Below are 16,065 nucleotides of genomic sequence, written 5' to 3'. Positions count from 1 at the left end.
AGCCCGCACCGCTATGTAAAGTAAGGCTAACCTTACCTAGGATCGGGTCGGCTAGGGAGGCGATGCTGCGGTGAATCGAGTCCGCCGCGAAACGGAAGACACCTACGACGTGCTGGGGATCGGCTTCGGGCCGTCCAATCTGGCCCTCGCCATTGCCATCGCGGAGCACAACGGCCGCGTCGGCACCGACCGGCAGCTCAGGGCCGCCTTCTGGGAGAAGCAGCCCCGCTTCGGCTGGCACCGGGGGATGCTGATCGACGACGCGACCATGCAGGTCTCGTTTCTCAAGGACCTGGTCACCATGCGGGACCCCACGAGCGGGTTCAGCTTCCTGTGCTACCTCAAAGAACGGGGACGGCTGGTCGACTTCCTCAACCAGAAGACGCTCTTCCCGCTGCGCATAGAGTTCCACGACTACTTCGAGTGGGCCGCCGGGCGCCTGGCCGGCCAGGTGGACTACGGACACGAAGTCGTCGGCGTGGAGCCGGTGTTCGAGGGCACGGAGGTGCGCTACTTCGACGTGAGCAGCCGCACGCCGGACGGCGGAGGGCTCGTACGCCGTGCCCGGCACCTCTGTCTGGCCACCGGCATGACTCCCCGCGTCCCCAACGGCGCGGAGGTCTCGGACCGGATATGGCACAACCGGGACCTGGTGCCCAACGTCGAGGAGTGGGCGGGCCGTCCGACGCGCCGCGTGGTGGTGCTGGGCGCGGGACAGAGCGCCGCCGAGGCGGTGGCCTATCTGCACCGCAAGCTGCCGGAGACGGAGATCTGCGCGGTCTTCGCCAAGTACGGCTACACCCCGGCCGACGACTCGCCCTTCGCCAACAGGGTCTTCGACCCGGAGGGCGTCGACGTCTTCTACCGGTCGCCGCCCGAGGTCAAGCAGTCGCTGATGGACTATCACCGCTCCACCAACTACTCGGCCGTCGACCTGGAGTTGATAGACGCCCTGTACCGGGCCCAGTACCAGGAGCAGGTGCAGGGCATAAGACGCCTGCGCTTCCTGAACGTCTCCAGACTCAGACGCGTGGTGTCTCAGCCGGACGGGCTGAGGATCACCGTGGAGCATCTGCCCACCGGGGAGCTTCAGCGACTCGACGCCGACCTCCTGGTGTACGCCACCGGATACCAGCCCCCCGACCCCGGCGAACTGCTGGGCAAGGCCGACAAGCTGTGCCTGCGCGACGAGGAGGACAGCCTCGAGGTCGGCCGCGACCACAGGGTGCGCGTGGCGGACTCCGTCTCGGCGGGCATCTACGTCCAGGGCAGCACCGAGCACACCCACGGGATCACCTCGACTCTGCTGTCGCACACGGCCGTTCGCGCCGGAGAGATCCTCGACTCGCTGCTCGCGCACACCTTCCCCGGCGACGCCCCGCGGCCGGTGCTCAGCACCACCGCCGACTGACTCCCCCCCCACCCCGCGAAAGGCCCGCCCATGCTCGACCTCAAGCTGGTCAACGCCCGCATCCTCACCCTGGACGAGGACCGTCCCGAGGCGAGTCGGCTGGGCGTGTGGCAGGGGCGGGTGTTCGGCCTGGACGAGCAGGTCGCCGACCTGCCGGCCCGACGGGTGCTGGACGCACGGGGCTCGGCCGTGGTGCCCGGATTCATCGATGCCCATGTGCACCTGGCGTGGGCGGGCCTGAAGGCCGGCACGGTCAGCGTCGCGCCCAGCACATCCGTGGAGGCGATCCTGGAGACCGTGCGCCGGGCCGCCCGGAACGGGCAGCCCGACGAATGGCTGGACATGGTCGGCTACGATCAGCGCCCCCTCGGCCGGCACCTGACCGCCGCGGAACTGGATGCCGCGGCTCCCGGCAGGCCGGTGATTCTCACCCACGACTCCGGACACTCCTGCGTCGTCAGCTCACAGGTGCTCCGGATGCTCCCGGACGGCGTGCCCCACCGGGACGGAGTGCTGGTCGAGGGCGGAATGGCCGCCGTACGGGAACTGCGGATGCCGCACTCCGAGGACCAGTTGACCGGGGCCCTGCGCCGTTCCGCGGACGTGTGCATGGCAGAGGGGGTGACCGCGTGCGCGGAAGCAGGCGTGGGCGGCGGGCTCACCGCGCACTCTCCGGTGGAGCCGGCGGCGTACATGAGGCTGCGGGAGAAGGGCGAACTGCCCCTGCGCGTACAGCTGATGGTCGCCGCGGCCGCCCTGCACCCGCTGGGCAGTCACGCCGAGGACGGCCCCCAGGAGGGGATCGACCTGGGGTTGCGCACGGGCTTCGGGGACGACCGTCTCGGGCTGGGCGCTCTGAAGATCTTCACCGACGGCGGGATGATGCCCCGCACCGCCGCACTCACCGAGCCCTATGAGGGGCTGGAGCACTCCGGGCAACTGTTCGCGGCCGCCGAGGAGTTGAGGGACACGATCGTACGGGGGCACCTGGCGGGCTGGCAGCTGGCCGTCCACGCCATCGGGGACCGGGCCGTGGACCTCACCCTCGACGCGATCGCCGAGGCGCAGCGGCTGATGCCGAGGCCCGCGGCCCGGCACCGGATCGAGCACGCCGGTCTCGTACGCCCCGACCAGCTGCCCCGCTTCGCCGAGCTGGGCGTGAGCGCCGTCGTACAACCCAACTTCCTGTGGTACCTGGGCGACGACTACGCGCCGTTGATGGGCGAACGCCGGGCACCCTGGCTCTACCGGGGGCAGGGCTTCCTCGACCACGGCGTCACCGTGGCCGGCAGCTCGGACCGTCCGGTGACCGAGGGCGCGCCGCTGCGGGCGATTCAGGTGATGGTGGAGCGGGCCAGCTCGACGGGCCGCGCGATAGGCCCGGGGGAGGCGATGACGGTGGTGGACGCCCTGCGGGCCTACACCCTCGGAAGCGCCTACGTCTGCAACTGGGAGCACGCGTTGGGCAGCCTGACCCCGGGCAAATGGGCGGACTGGGCCGTGCTGTCCGAAGATCCCCGGGCGGTGGCTGCCGGAGCCATCGGCGACATCGACGTGCTGGGGACCTTCGTGGCGGGCGAGTCGGTGTACGGAATGGATCCGCCGGGCTGAACGGCCGAGCCGGCACATGTCCGCAGCGGGGTGTGCGGAGGAGGCTTGCGGGCCTCTCGCGGCCCCTACGGGTTCAGTCCTCGTCCTCGTCCCCGTCCTCGGGGAGGACGGCCGCGGCCGGTTCTCCGTCGTCGCACCGCACCGCGAGGTCCACGCTCTCGTCGTCGTCGGGCGGTTCCAGCTCGATGGTCACCTGGCGGGCCGGACCGCGTTCGACGTCGTCCGCGCCGTACCCGTCGGCGGGGCTCCAGCTGAGCAGCCTGACGGTGCCGTCAGGGCGGCACTCGACGGTGGCCGTGCCGGTTCCCCCGGGGAAGCGGACGGTCGCGGTGTGCGGCGCGGTGGTCTCCGGCGTGGACGGCGGGGAGGACGTCGCCGTGGACGGGGAGGCGGTCGGGGAGGAGCGTGGCGGAGAGTCGTCGGCACCCTTTCCGCCCGACCGATGCGGTGCGTCCGAGCTCCGCGCTCTGGCCAGTTCCTGTCGGACACGCTCGTCGTCCAGCGGCCCGTGACGTGCGTACCGGCCGTCCGGCGTTCCGTACTGGAAGGACCAGGTGCCGATCAGCGCCGCCAGCACGACCGCGCACAGCCAGCCCGCGGTCGCCCCCCGGCGCCACCGTGCCGAGGGGGCCGCGGGCCGTCCAGTGCCGGGCCGCTCCCGATCGCCGCCGTCTTCCATGCGGCCAGTGTGCCCGCGGCCGCCCTAACGCCGGGTTAGCGTCGCCCTAAGTCCTGAGCAGCGGCGTCGCACCCCCTCCCCGGTGTCCGGACGGTGGCTAACGTAACCTCCGTGCCCCATCTCCTGGTGATCGAGGACGACCCACAGCTGCGCAGCGCGCTCGTACGTGCGCTGCGGGACCGCGGCCATGCCGTCGCCACGGCTTCGACCGGCATGCAGGGGCTCGAAGAGGCGGTCACGCACCGCCCCGACCTCGTGGTGCTCGACCTGGGACTGCCCGACGTGGACGGCGCGCGGGTGCTGCGCATGCTCCGGTCGGTGAGCGAGGTGCCGGTGATCGTCGCCACCGCGCGCGACGACGAGCCGGAGGTCGTCATGGCGCTGGGGGAGGGGGCCGACGACTACATCGTCAAGCCGTTCGGCTCCGGCGAACTGGATGCCCGCATCAAAGCGGTGCTCCGGCGGCTGGGGACAGGGGCCCCGGAGGAGCCGGAGCGGCCGATCCGGGTCGGCGGGCTCGTCGTCGCACCCTCCGCGCGCGAAGTGACGCTGGAGGGCGAGCCGCTGGAGCTGACGCCACGGGAGTTCGACCTGCTCTGCTACCTCGCCCGCCGGGCCGGTCAGGTCGTCTCCCGGCGCGACATCCTCGCCGCCGTCTGGCAGCAGCCGCTGGGCGGCGCGGACAAGACGGTCGACGTTCATCTCTCCTGGCTGCGCCGGAAGATGGGGGAGACGGCGCAGCACCCGCGCTATCTGCATACGGTGCGGACGGTGGGCGTGAAGCTCGCACCGCCCGGCTCGCCGGCAGAGGACGGCGACCCGTCCGGCGGGGACGGCGGCAGCGAGGACGGCAGCGAGGGCGGCGCCGATGCGTAGGCAACTGCTGCTGCTGATCGGTGTCACCACGGTGCTGGTGCTGACCGCGCTGCTGATACCGCTGGGGCTGCTCGCCCGCAGCCACGCGGAGGACGAGGCCATCGCCGACGCGACGGAGCGCGGGCAGTCGGTCGCGGCGGTCGTCGGCAGCGCGCTCGGCGGTTCACCGCCGGAGGGCGGTGCGGACGCCAGGAGCGCTCCGGGCACCGGGGACGCCGCGGGAGCGCCCTCCGAGCACGGGCGCCGGGTCGTCATGGGCGTGCTGGACGGACTCAACGCACCGGGCACACCTCGTACTTCGGTCGTCATGCCCGGAGGAGAGGTGCTGGGCCGCCGCCCCTACACGGTCAGCAGGGCGGCACTGCAACTGGCCCGCTCGGGGCGGGCCTTCACCCACGCACCGGCCGACGGCGGTCGTGTGGTGATGGTGCCGGTGCTGGGCACGGGACAGGCCACGGGACAGGCCACCGGCACGGGTTCCCAGGACAAGCCGGCGGTCGTGCGCGTGGCCGTGAGCCAACAGCAGCTGCACGCCGGGGTGTTGCCCTCCTGGCTGGCGATCGGCGGGCTGGGAGCGGCGCTCATCCTGCTCGGACTCGCCTTCGCGGACCGGCTGGCCGCACATCTCGTACGGAGCACGCAGCGGCTCGCCGGGGTGGCCGACCGGCTGGCGGCAGGGGACCTGACGGCCCGCGCCCAGCCGTCCGGGCCGCATGAACTGCGCCTGCTGGCAGCACGCTTGAACGAGCTGGGCGAACGCATAGGGGTGCTCCTCGGTGCGGAGCGGGAGCGCGCGGCGGATCTGGCGCACCGGCTGCGTACGCCGGTCGCGGCGCTCCGGCTCGAAGCCGAAGCGCTGCACGACGACCAGGCGGCGCAGCGCGTGGCCGCCGGTGTGGTGGCTCTGGAGCGGAGCGTGGACGAGGTGATCCGCACGGCCCGGCGCGCTGCCGCGGAACCCGGCGGGCAGCGGTCGGACCTGGCGGCGGTGGCGCGCGAACGCACCGGATTCTGGACGCCGTTGGCGGAGGACCAGGACCGCACCATCTCCGCCGCCATTCCCGCGGAACCGGTGTATGTGAAGGTCTCCGAGGACGACCTGAGCGCGGTGCTGGACGCCCTGATCGGCAACGTGCTGGACCACACCGCGGAAGGCACGGCGCTGCGGGTGACCGTCGGGGCGGACGGGGTCCTGACGGTGGAGGACGACGGGCGGGGCTTCACCGAAGCGGCCACGCCGGTGCGGGGGAGGAGCGGCACCGGATCGACCGGCCTCGGCCTCGACATCGTCCGCCGCACGGCGGACGAGTCGGGCGGTAACGTCGAGTTGGGCACGGCGGAGGGCAGCCGCGGTGCGCGGGTCCGCTGTCGCTTCGGCACGGCGTGAGACGCGGGGGCCGTGCGCGCGTCACGTCGCCCCGTCGGGGCGGTCCGCATCCCGGCCCGGCTGTGTGGCCGTGGCGGGGAAGACCTGACGCAGCGCACGCCGCCACCGGTTGCCGCTCAGCGTGGGTCTGAGGGCCGCCAGCGCCGCGTACTTGGTGAACTCGGCCGGGCGTATGCCGTAGCGGTGCAGCATGCGATGCGCCTGCGTCGACCGCCCGGTCGACTTCGTCTCGACCAGCACGAGATCACCGGCGCCCCGCACCACGGGCCGGGCAGGTCCGCCCGGCCCTCCGGCGTACGTCCGGCAGGCCAGCCCCGCGTCGCACGTGACTCGCTGGCCGTCGGCGACCAGCGTGACCCGCCGATAGTCGGTGAGCAGTGACGGGACGAGCGTCTCCGGCGGCTCGATGCCGTACGCGGAACGCAGCGTCTCCACGAGGAAGCGGCGCGGAACGTCACCGAGCGCCGGCGCCGAAGGGGTCAGCGGGACGCGGTACTTCAGGGTTTCGCCCCTCTTCCCCTTCAGCTTCACCTCGAACTGCCGCTCTCCCGAGTCCTGGTAGCACCGCTCACGGATCTTGAAGCGCTTCCGACGGCCCTGCCGGTGGTCGTGATACGTCCGAAGCCCCGCCGTGTCGTAGTAGACCGAGTGATAGCCGAAGCAGCGCAGCCCGCCGATGTCCAGCGCGCGGAAGGACTCGCGCCCGCGGCGTGGATCGGTCAGTTGCGCCGCGAAGTCCACGAACACGTCCGCGGGGACCAGATACACCTCGTCGAAGCGAGCGAGCAGCGGTGCCTGCGACATGACGTGGGAGAGAGAGACGGGGTGGGCCGCGGACGAGGCGCACTCGAGAGCCCGGACGGCCGGGGCAGCCGTCATGTCGCGGCGCCGTTCAGGCGGTGTCCGGCCTCGGCGCGGGCGGCAGCGGTCTCGCTCGCGGCCTTGCCGGTTCGGGTCAAGTCACCGGCGGAGCGCCCGCGTTCGGGCACATTCCTCACGCGGTACCGCACGTCCACGACGGCGAGATCCCGTACGAAGTCGACCTCCTGGACCTTCCAGGACAGCGGCTCCCCCAACCGCGCCCGGATGCAGGACGCGACGGCCTCCGGCTCGGTGACCGCCTCGTCGACGGTGACCACGGCATGCTGCGTACGGGCGAACAGCCGCGGATGATCGGCCGCATACACCACGAGGAGCGGTACGCCGCACAGCGCGGCGGCGACGGCGAGATCCACATTCGGCAGGCCGGCGATGAGACCGAGGACGAGCGTCGTGAAGTAGTAGGCGACCTCCTCACTCTGGATCGACTCCGACCGCAGCCGCACGATGGACAGCACCCCGAACAGCCCGAAGCCGAGCGCGATCCCGCCGCTTCCACCGGTGCGGGCGAGCGCCGCGACGACCGAGAACAGGGACACGTTCAGGGCGAGGTAGGCGGGGATCAGGTCCCTGCGCCGGTGCCGCGGATAGTAGACGCCGAAGGTCAGCACGGAGACGGAGACGAGATCGAGAGCGAGGCGGGCGAGAAGCTGGCTGATCGATTCCATGCCGGGACCGTAGGGAGGAGCCGGTTAACGGCTCCGCCGGGCGACGTTAAATGCCGGCCTCGGTGGTCCGGGCAGGTCAACGGGTGGTGGTTCAACGGGCGGTGGTTCAGGGCACGGTGGTTCAGGGCACGGTGCGCGGTTCCGGCGGGTGGAGGAAGCGCACACCGGGCGGCGGGTGCATCAGGAAGTCGTGGTGGGAGATGTTCCATGCGTACGCGCCCGCCAGTGCGAAGACCACCCTGTCTCCCGCACGGAGCCCCGGCGCCCGCACGCCCCGGGCCAGTACGTCCTTGGGGGTGCACAACTGGCCGGTGAAGGTGACGTGTCGGCCCCGCACGGCCGGACGGGGCAGTGGATGGGGCCAGTCCTCCAGCGTGAGGACCTCGGCCGGCTGGTCGTGTCCCTTCGCCGCCGGCGTGCGCAGATGGTGGGTGCCTCCGCGGACCACTGCGAAGTCCTCGCCGTGGCTGTGCTTCACATCCAGCACCTCCGTCGCATACCAGCCGCAGTACGCCGTCAGGGCCCGACCCGGCTCGATCCGCAGTACGGGCCCGGGGTACCGCTCGGCGATGCGGGCCATTCCCGCCCCGAACCCGGACCAGTCGAAGCGCGCCGCCGGGCGGGAGTAGTCGACGGCCATGCCGCCTCCGACCGTGAGTTCGTGGAGCCGGGCACCGCACCGTGTGGCGAGGGCCGTGGCCGAGGCGGCGACCTCCTCGGTGAGGGCGAGCTGCGCCTCACTGTCCAGACCGCTCGCCAAGTGGGCGTGGAGCCCCGCCAGTTCGAGTCCGTCCAGCCTGCCGCCGGCGAACATGCCCATGGCTTCGGCCGCCTCTGCCGGGTCCATGCCGAAGGGGGTGGGGCTGCCTCCCATGGCGAGGGCGCTGCCGGCCAGGGCGTCCTTTGCGACCGGCGGGCTGAAGCGGAGCAGGACGCGGGGGCGCGTCGCCGTCCCGGTGCGGCCGGGGGAGGCGAGCCGGGCCAGCAGCCGCAGTTCGTGGAGGCTCTCCACATGGAAGCGCCGAACACCGGCGGCCAGGGCTGCCGCGATCTCGTCCGGTGTCTTGCCGGGGCCGCCGAAGGCGAGCGGCTTGTCGTGGACCGCGCTGCCAACGTGGGCGAGTTCACCGCCGGAGGAGACCTCGAATCCGTCCGTGAACGGTGCCAGCGCCCGCAGGATCTCCGTCTCCGGGTTGGCCTTCGCCGCGTAATACAGCTCCACGCGCTCCGGAAGCGCCGCGCGGACGGTCGCCGCGTGCCGCCGCAGCGCGCTCAAGTCGTAGATGTAGCAGGGCAGTTCGCGGGGGCCGAGGGTGAGTGCGGTGTCCCGGACGGCCGCAGTGAGCAGGCTCAATTCACGGATCCGTTCGTCACGGTCTCGTGGATCAGCGGAGACGGCAGGCGGACGTAGCGTGATTCACGGTCGGGCGTGCGCTGCCAGCGTGTCAGCAGATTCGCCTTGGCGGGCAGGGGTGCCCCCGCGAGCAGCGATCGCAGCAGAGGCGGTTGGTTCAGGTCCTCGGCGCACCGGGCCAGGGTGTCGCGGACGCTTCGCCACAGCGCCGGCTCGGCGCCGGGGTGGAGGTCGGCGACGGCCGAGAGCATCTCGGCGAGATGGTTGACGAGGAGGCAGTAGACGACGCGGTCCCAGCCGCGCCGGAGGTCGTAGGTCAGGGCACGCGCGACCTCGCCGGGAAGCGCCGCCAGCGCGTCGCGGTGCGTTCCGGATATCAGCTTCGTTCCCTCCAGGTCGCGGAAGAGGACGCCTGCCGGCGTGCTGTCCTCGTCGACGCACACCACGACGTTCTGGAGATGCGGTTCGAGGATCAGCCCGTGCAGGAAGAACGCGGACAGCACCGGCGGAACGACGAGGTCCACGTACCTGTCCCACCACGCGATGACAGAGGAGGGGCCCGCTCCCTCCAGCAGGTCCGCGACTCGCCCGGGACCGCTGGGGTATTCGTCCGCGAGGGCGCCCGCCAGCAGCGGCGTGGCCCCGTCGGGCACGTACGGCCCGAGCCCCTCCCGGACGATCACCCCGAAGCCTTCCAGCAGCGTCCGGTCCGCGCGGCCGTCGGCGCCGGGGACCGCGAGAGAGCGGTAGGCGGGCTCGCGGAGCACTGCCGCGGCGGGGTGGCGCACGGCCAGGTCGTCGAGCACGGGCCGCAGCAGCCTGGTGAGTGCCACCGCCCCGGTGAGTTCGTAATGCGCGTTCTTGCGGAGGCAGTTGGTGATGCGCACGTCGAGGCTGAACTTCAGGAACGCCGTGCCGTCGTACACGGTGCGAACCGAGGCGGTCGGGGTGACCGGGGCGGTCCTGGTGCCCAGGTCGCGCACAGCGCCGCACGAGACGGCGGCGGCGAAGGCCGGGTGCCGGTGCAGCAGCTGGAACTGCCAGGGGTGCGCGGGCAGCAGCCGGAACCCGGCCGGGGCGGTGCCGAGCCCGTCGAGCGTCGCGAGTGCGGTCGCGTCCGCGCAGTCCTGGGCGGTGAAGTCCTCGTGCACGGCGAGGAGTCGCAGCGGGAAGCGCGCACCTTCTTCGGGTGCGTACGCGGTCCAGGCCGCGGGGTCGGCGCCGTGTGCCTTGGGGGTGGGGTGGAACCGGTGGCCCAGCAGGAGCGACTGCTCGCTGGCGAGATAGGCGTCGAGCCGGCTGCCTGTGTCCGGCGTGTCCGGCGTGTCCGGGGTTCGGCTTCGCCCCCTTCGGAGACGTGAGAGCGCGCTGCTGACGGCCCGGTGACTCGCCGCGACCTGTCCGGTGAACTCCTCGTTGCGGGTGCCGGTGCGCAGGGAGAGTTCGGCGTGCACCCGGGCGGCGAGTCCCCGCCAGCCGATGCGTGCCCAGCCCTCGGGTGTGCGTTCGTCGACGGGCCCGGTGAAGCGGTGGGCACCGATCAGGGAGGTGCGGCGCAGCGCCACCCGCAGTTCGACGCCTGACAGCGGCAGCCGCAGATGGAGGCGGCCGTCGGTGATCCGGTGGGTCCCGTCGTCGGTCATCTCACGCAGTACGCAGTTGAGGAGGGTGTGGGCGACCGCCTCGTCGGCGGTCGGCAGCGCTGCGGAGGCGGGAACCGGCGGATGGGCCGTGGTCGTGCCGGTCATGAGTGGTCAAGCCTTCCGCAGCAGGTAGTTGGGGCCGGTGGTGTAGTGCTTGTTGATGTCGGCGGCGCCGGACCGTGCCTTCGTCAGCAGAGTCCCGGCCGTCACCATCGCTTTGACGGGCAGTTCGGGAGCCTCCAGCACACGGGAGCGCAGCACGGCGGCGGCCGTACGGTGCCGGACCGCGAGCCGGTCCACGGCTTCGCCGAGCCGCCCGCGCACCAGGTCGAGCATGGCTGCTCGCATCGCCGAGCCGTCCCGGGCGAGGCGGAACGCCCACGCTCCGGCGCACAGGTGCACGGTGACGGTGGTGAACAGATCGGCGACCGGCCCGTCCTCGTCGACGCGGATGCGCGGATCGTCGAAACCGAGGCGGCCGACGTCTCCGCCGAGGGTCCTGCCCAGACGGACCGTGTTGACGCGCGGTCCGTCGTTGTCCTTGAGGAGCAGCCGGGGGCCGGGACCGCCGGAGCCTCCGAGTACGAGGGAGACGTTCTGCTGGTGGGATTCGAGGGCGATCCCGTAACCGAAGAGCGTGGTCTGCCAGTCCAGCAGCAGCGTGAGCAGCGCGTCGAGGAGGGCCATGACCTCTCCACCGTAGAAGCGGTCGGCCAGTGAGCAGATCACCGGGCGGCCGTCCGGGGCCCTGGCCGCCAGCGCGGCGAGCGGGACGACGGCGCAGTCGCCGAGGCCCGGCGGCTGACGGCGGATCAGCACGTTCAGCAGTTCATGGCCCGCGGAGACATAGCGGGTCTCGTCGGCGAGGAGCACGCGGTTGCGGAACCGGCGCTCGCGCTTGATCACCCGTTCCAGCAGCCGCTGGCAGGCCGCCCCGTCCCGGAGCGTGCCGGGCCGTATCGAGCGGCGGTTCAGCAGGCCCAGCGTCGAGGTGTGCAGGGGAAGTTTGACGTGGGTGCCCGGATCATCGGCCAGGGCGACCGTCCGCATGGAAAGCGTGGGCACCACCTCCAGGTACGGCTCCTCCATCAGCACCGCCCGCGTGCTCAGGCCGGCCGCGGCCAGGGCCTCCGTCAGCGGCCGGCCGGCGGTGAGCGGGTGCACCGGCAGCAGCACATGGGTCTGCCGGCACTCCTCGGGCAGCTCCGCGCTCACCGGAAGCGGCAGGCCGGTGCGGGCCGAGGCGGGCAGTGCGGGCGCCGGGGCGCCGCCGGGCCCGCGCCCGGTTCCGGAGACGCTGACGTCCGCCGCCGGCAGCGCCAGCCAGCGCAGCCGGAAGCGCGGATGGAACTCCGGCCCGTAGGAGCGCAGTTGGTGCTCCGTCATGCCGAGCCGGGCGCGGGAGGCGGGATACACCGGGTGATCGGTGCGGGCCGCGAGGGTGTCGAAGGCCACCGACGCGGCAGGACCCAGCCAGCGCGCGGGGTCCGTTCCGTAGCGGGCCGTGACACGTGCGTCCACTTCGTCGCGGGTCGCGGTGTGCAGACGGCGAGCGAGAAGGTCCGCGCGGCACTCGGCGGCGAACGCGTCGAATCCACGGCGGTCGGCGGGGCCGGCCACAGCGCAGAGCGCGGTGAGCACCTCCGCGACCGTCGTCAGGTCCTCGCGCTTCGTCAGGTCCCCGTCCTCCGGCTCCCGGCGCAGCAGTGGCAGACGGGCCGCCACGGTGCACTGGAATCCGTCGTCGCGCACGGGTAACAGCAGGGCACGACCGCTGCCCGCGCCGAGCCGGAGCCAGCGGCCGTCCGCGGCACGGATCTCCGTGGACCGGGTGCGCAGACCGGCGACGTCCTCACGCAGCAGCGCGCTCAACACCCGTAGCAGCAGCTCCCGTTCGGCCGGGCACACGCTGAGCCCGAGGCAGGGTGCCGGGCCGGTCGCCGTAACGGGTCCCGGGGGCACCGGCCCGGGACCGGCGGTCACGGGACGATCTCCCACCGCTGCCTGGCGAGGAAGTTCTCGGCGGCCCGGTCCACCGACTGCTGGTCGGGACCGGTGGTACGCAGGGCACCCAGGTAGTCGCGGTTGGTGTGGTAGAGGTCGTGGCGCTCCCCTAAGGGGCGCAACGGCCGGTAGACGAGGTGCACGTCCGCTTCGTGCGTGTCGGAGGCGCCGGGCGCGGCCGTGAGGGTGCCGCAGCGGTCGGCGCACGGATAGTCGACCCGCGCCGCCCCGCCCGCCCGTACGGGCAGCTCCGACGGCAGCGGATCGCCGAGGTGGACCGCGAGTATGTACTCGAAGAGGGGGATGCCGAGCAGGTCCGCGAGCAGCAGATCGCCCTGGTCGCCCACCGCCCGGTAGTTGACCTCGATGATCCTGGCACGACCGTCGTTGACGACGAACTCGGTGTGACAGGCGCCGAGTCCGACGCCGAGCGCCCCGAGCTGGGTGAGCACCGACTGCCGGACCGCCGCGGGATGCCGGCGCGTGTACGTCATCCGGTGCTCTATGAAATGGGGCGGCGGGGAGAGCAGGGTGTGGAAGCCACCGAGGTCGTGCAGGCGGCTCGCGTCCCCGAGGGTCTCGATGGTGTGGAGCTCACCGGGGAGGTACTCCTCCACCACGAGCGCGGCACCCGGGCGCCGCTCCCGGATCTCCTCGCACCGCCGGGCCAGGCCGTCTCCGTCCTCGGCGAGGAAGACGTCCTCACTGGCCACGCCCTCCCGCGGCTTGACGACGCAGGGGAACGGAACCTCCAGCGCCCGCAGCCGGGACGGCAGATCATCCTCGGCGGCGATCTCGGCGGCCCAGACGGTGTCGGCCCCCTCCGCGGTCAGGTGCCGGCGCATCTCCGCTTTGTCCTTGGTGCGTAACGCCGCCCGCCAGCCCTTGTCGGGCAACCCGAAATACTCCGCGGCCAGTGCGGCCTGCATCTGGAGATGGTCGCTGTTGGTGAAGACGGCGTCGGGGGAGCGGTGACCGGAGATCCGGGCGATCACCGCCGCCACGTCCCGCACGTCGCATCCGAGCACCTCGACGTCGGCGTCCCGCGCACCGTCCCGCCCGGGAACCGGGTGCTCTTTCGGCCGGTCGGTCAGCAGCGTGACGTGGAGCCCCAGCCGTCGGGCAGCCGGCAGGAAACCCAAGGTGACCGACTCGGTCGGGTTCAGAGCGAGCAGGTACAGCTGCATGTCGGAACCCTTCCGCTGTTCGACGGGAGCCGGAGCAGAGCCTAAGTTAGGCAATCCTAACTACGCCAACTCGCCCACGGGTGGCGAGCAGTTCACGCCACCTCTGCGTACCTGAGTAAGGTTCGCCGTAGCTGGCGGAGGCGTGCCCGCTTGTCACCGTCAGACCGCAAGGAGTCCCGTTGAACCTGGCCCCGACGTCGGCCCCCGTACGAGGCGTCGAGAGCTGCTCCGCTCTGCTCGCCTCGTCCTACCGGCGCCTCAGCGAGCTGAGCCCCACGCTGACCCTTCACATCGCCTCTCCCGCTTCCTGCGTCGGGCGGCGCTGGAGCGAACTGGGCGAACTGGGCCGCCACCCGCAGGTCGTCGATGCTCTGCTGGAGTCGGAGGCGGCACGCCAATTCGACTGCCACGAGACCGCCGCTCCCCGCCCGGACGTCGTGGCGTCCCGCATGCTCCACCGCTTCCTGTGGTCGACCTTCCTGCTGCTGAGCGGGCCCTGGTATCTGGAGCGGCGAGTGCCGCGTCTGCGCCCTGAGGACGTGCGGATCAGCCGCACGGACAACGCCTTCCAAGTGGTTCCCGGGGGCTTCGCCTGCCTGCCGGACGATGCCGCGGCCTGCCTTCCGGGGGCGGTCGTGCTGCCGGACGAGGAGGCGCTTCACCAGGAGCTCCGCACCGCCGCCGCCGGCCAGGCGCGGCACCTGATCACGGCTCTCGGGTCCCGGCTGCGGCGGGGGCCGAGGGCGCTGTGGGGCATGGCCGAGGACGACCTCGTCGCCGGCATCTGGCACCTCGGTCGCGCCACGGGAGACGAGGAGAAGGCGGTCTCAGCGGCCGGAGAGCTGCTGCCCGCACCGGTCCCGCCGTTCCCCGCCGGCGCCGGGTTCCGTCGCCTGCGCGGCGGAGACGGCACTTCGTACCCCACCCGCACCCGCGCCGGATGCTGCCTCTTCTACACCGTCCCGCCCGGCCAGGCGTGCGCCACATGTCCACGCATCGGGGACGCGGACCGGCTGGCGCGCATCGTCGGCGGATAGCCCCACCGCGCCCGATCCGCGCCCGGTCGCCCGTACTCGGCGGCGCCTCGAAGGGGGCCGCCGAGTACGGCGGTCCTCGCGCCAGGAGCCGCAGTGCCGGCTGCGCCGGGGCGCCGCACTCCCGGGCCGCGTCCTCAGCGGTGGGTGGGGGACGGGCATCGCCGAAGGTCCCGAAGATTCCCAACCGCCGGGCGCTGCCTGGGATTTGAGCGGGCATGGCTGCCGAGGCCGACTCGAAGGTCCACGGGCGAACGGCCGCTCCATCCGCGGCTTCCCGCCGTGACGGTTCCCTGGCTCCGCCTGATCTCAGCCGACAGATCCGAGCATGCGCTAAGGTAAGGCTAACCTTACAGAGCGCTCTCTCTCGCTGGGGCCAGGAGTGCAGGAGGTCGAGACGTGGCGCACGGGGAGTTCCAGGGCCGGACCGCGCTGGTGACCGGTGCCGGGAACGGCATCGGGCAGGCCGTCGCGCGGACGCTTGTCGCACGCGGAGCGCGAGTGACCGCGGTCGATCTGGACGCGGCAGGCCTCAAGTCCCTTGAAGCCGAACTGGGTTCGTCCGCTCTCCGGGCGCACACGGCGGACGTCTCCGACACCGCCGCCGTCGACGAGGTCGTGGAGCGGACCGAACTCGACAGCGGGCCCGTGGAGTTCCTGGTGAACGTCGCCGGGATCCTGGTGGCCGGACCGGTCACGGACTTCACCGATGCCGACTGGGAGCGCGTGTTCGCAGTCAACACCGGCGGAGTCTTCCGCATGTGCCGCGCCGTCGCCCCGCGCATGGCCGACCGGGGCGACGGCTGCATCGTCACCGTGGGTTCGAACGCGGCCGGCGTCCCCCGCGCCGGAATGGCCGCCTACGCGGCCTCGAAAGCGGCGGCTGCCCACTTCACCAGGTGTCTCGGCCTGGAGGTCGGACCTTCCGGTGTGCGCTGCAATGTCGTCTCACCCGGATCGACCGACACGGCGATGCAGCGTCAGCTGTCGAACACCGGCGGGCCGCCCGCCGACGCCGTCGCCGGCGATCCGGACGCCTACCGCGTCGGCATCCCGCTGGGCCGCATGGCCCAGCCGGAGGACATCGCCGAGGCCGTCGCGTTCCTGCTCTCCGACCGCGCCCGCCACATCACCATGCACGACCTGTACGTGGACGGCGGAGCGACGTTGCGTGCTTGAATCCGCCGTCCCCCTGGCTGCGCCGTCCTGCTGACCGCCGACGACGGCCGGTGCCCCGCACCCACCAACCCCTCACAAGGCGGCACTTCGGGTGCCGGGAAACGGAGTGACCGGTGTCGTCCGACATCACAGACCGCGGATGCCCCGCCGTGC

The 16,065-nt window shown here is 72.3% G+C and carries 13 protein-coding genes; 6 read left to right on the top strand and 7 right to left on the bottom strand.

The window, feature by feature from the left end:
- Positions 1-70 precede the first annotated feature (70 nt).
- The gene (locus HCC61_RS11935) at positions 71-1,411 is read left to right on the top strand and encodes a SidA/IucD/PvdA family monooxygenase (protein ID WP_169135365.1); all 1,341 of its coding nucleotides are present in this window, start codon (positions 71-73) and stop codon (positions 1,409-1,411) included.
- A gap of 30 nt (positions 1,412-1,441) precedes the next feature.
- Complete coding sequence (locus HCC61_RS11930; RefSeq protein ID WP_169135364.1) at positions 1,442-3,022, top strand: amidohydrolase; 1,581 nt, start codon at positions 1,442-1,444, stop codon at positions 3,020-3,022.
- A 73-nt stretch (positions 3,023-3,095) separates the two neighbouring features.
- Here HCC61_RS11930 and HCC61_RS11925 read toward each other — a convergent pair whose 3' ends face one another.
- The gene (locus tag HCC61_RS11925; protein WP_169135363.1) at positions 3,096-3,701 is read right to left on the bottom strand and encodes a hypothetical protein; all 606 of its coding nucleotides are present in this window, start codon (positions 3,699-3,701) and stop codon (positions 3,096-3,098) included.
- A gap of 111 nt (positions 3,702-3,812) precedes the next feature.
- Here HCC61_RS11925 and HCC61_RS11920 point away from each other — a divergent pair, with 111 nt between their 5' ends.
- Both HCC61_RS11920 and HCC61_RS11915 read left to right on the top strand, forming a co-directional pair.
- On the top strand, positions 3,813-4,577 hold the full coding sequence (locus HCC61_RS11920; protein WP_169135362.1) for a response regulator transcription factor: 765 nt from the start codon (positions 3,813-3,815) through the stop codon (positions 4,575-4,577).
- A complete protein-coding gene (locus HCC61_RS11915) occupies positions 4,570-5,964 on the top strand; it encodes a HAMP domain-containing sensor histidine kinase (protein WP_169135361.1) in 1,395 nt (464 codons plus the stop codon). Before HCC61_RS11920 ends, HCC61_RS11915 begins: the two co-directional genes overlap by 8 nt.
- 21 nt (positions 5,965-5,985) lie before the next feature.
- Here HCC61_RS11915 and HCC61_RS11910 read toward each other — a convergent pair whose 3' ends face one another.
- From HCC61_RS11910 to HCC61_RS11885, 6 genes are all read right to left on the bottom strand, one after another.
- Positions 5,986-6,768: a polyphosphate polymerase domain-containing protein gene (locus HCC61_RS11910; RefSeq protein WP_240968925.1), complete on the bottom strand. Its 783-nt coding sequence runs from the start codon at positions 6,766-6,768 to the stop codon at positions 5,986-5,988.
- Between the two features lie 71 nt (positions 6,769-6,839).
- Positions 6,840-7,511, bottom strand: a complete 672-nt coding sequence (locus HCC61_RS11905) for a DUF4956 domain-containing protein (RefSeq protein WP_169135359.1) — start codon at positions 7,509-7,511, stop codon at positions 6,840-6,842.
- 121 nt (positions 7,512-7,632) lie between these two features.
- Positions 7,633-8,865 carry a type III PLP-dependent enzyme gene (locus HCC61_RS11900; RefSeq protein WP_169135358.1) on the bottom strand — a complete coding sequence of 411 codons (1,233 nt, stop codon included), beginning with the start codon at positions 8,863-8,865 and terminating at the stop codon, positions 7,633-7,635.
- Positions 8,862-10,613 (bottom strand): IucA/IucC family protein, encoded by a 1,752-nt coding sequence (locus HCC61_RS11895; RefSeq protein WP_169135357.1) that lies wholly within the window; start codon positions 10,611-10,613, stop codon positions 8,862-8,864. The genes HCC61_RS11900 and HCC61_RS11895 overlap by 4 nt, the downstream gene beginning before the upstream one ends.
- Positions 10,614-10,619: 6 nt before the next feature.
- Positions 10,620-12,416, bottom strand: a complete 1,797-nt coding sequence (locus HCC61_RS11890; protein WP_169135673.1) for an IucA/IucC family protein — start codon at positions 12,414-12,416, stop codon at positions 10,620-10,622.
- 71 nt (positions 12,417-12,487) lie between these two features.
- Complete coding sequence (locus HCC61_RS11885) at positions 12,488-13,699, bottom strand: ATP-grasp domain-containing protein (RefSeq protein WP_169135356.1); 1,212 nt, start codon at positions 13,697-13,699, stop codon at positions 12,488-12,490.
- Between the two features lie 179 nt (positions 13,700-13,878).
- Here HCC61_RS11885 and HCC61_RS11880 point away from each other — a divergent pair, with 179 nt between their 5' ends.
- A complete protein-coding gene (locus tag HCC61_RS11880) occupies positions 13,879-14,736 on the top strand; it encodes a (2Fe-2S)-binding protein (RefSeq protein WP_169135355.1) in 858 nt (285 codons plus the stop codon).
- 396 nt (positions 14,737-15,132) lie between these two features.
- The gene (locus tag HCC61_RS11875) at positions 15,133-15,912 is read left to right on the top strand and encodes a 2,3-dihydro-2,3-dihydroxybenzoate dehydrogenase (RefSeq protein WP_169135354.1); all 780 of its coding nucleotides are present in this window, start codon (positions 15,133-15,135) and stop codon (positions 15,910-15,912) included.
- Positions 15,913-16,065: the final 153 nt, after the last annotated feature.

It is taken from the genome of Streptomyces sp. HNM0575 (assembly GCF_012726265.1).
In the GTDB taxonomy this organism is placed as follows: Bacteria; Actinomycetota; Actinomycetes; order Streptomycetales; family Streptomycetaceae; genus Streptomyces.
Note: the sequence above shows the minus strand (reverse complement) of the source record. Positions and strands in the feature narration are given on the sequence as shown.

What these genes read in the sequence shown, in the direction of transcription:
- HCC61_RS11930 (WP_169135364.1), top strand. Translation starts at nt 1,442, where the DNA reads ATGCTCGACCTCAAGCTGGTCAACGCCCGCATCCTCACCCTGGACGAG.
- HCC61_RS11925 (WP_169135363.1), bottom strand. Translation starts at nt 3,701, where the DNA reads ATGGAAGACGGCGGCGATCGGGAGCGGCCCGGCACTGGACGGCCCGCG.
- HCC61_RS11915 (WP_169135361.1), top strand. Translation starts at nt 4,570, where the DNA reads ATGCGTAGGCAACTGCTGCTGCTGATCGGTGTCACCACGGTGCTGGTG.
- HCC61_RS11910 (WP_240968925.1), bottom strand. Translation starts at nt 6,768, where the DNA reads ATGTCGCAGGCACCGCTGCTCGCTCGCTTCGACGAGGTGTATCTGGTC.
- HCC61_RS11905 (WP_169135359.1), bottom strand. Translation starts at nt 7,511, where the DNA reads ATGGAATCGATCAGCCAGCTTCTCGCCCGCCTCGCTCTCGATCTCGTC.
- HCC61_RS11895 (WP_169135357.1), bottom strand. Translation starts at nt 10,613, where the DNA reads ATGACCGGCACGACCACGGCCCATCCGCCGGTTCCCGCCTCCGCAGCG.
- HCC61_RS11885 (WP_169135356.1), bottom strand. Translation starts at nt 13,699, where the DNA reads ATGCAGCTGTACCTGCTCGCTCTGAACCCGACCGAGTCGGTCACCTTG.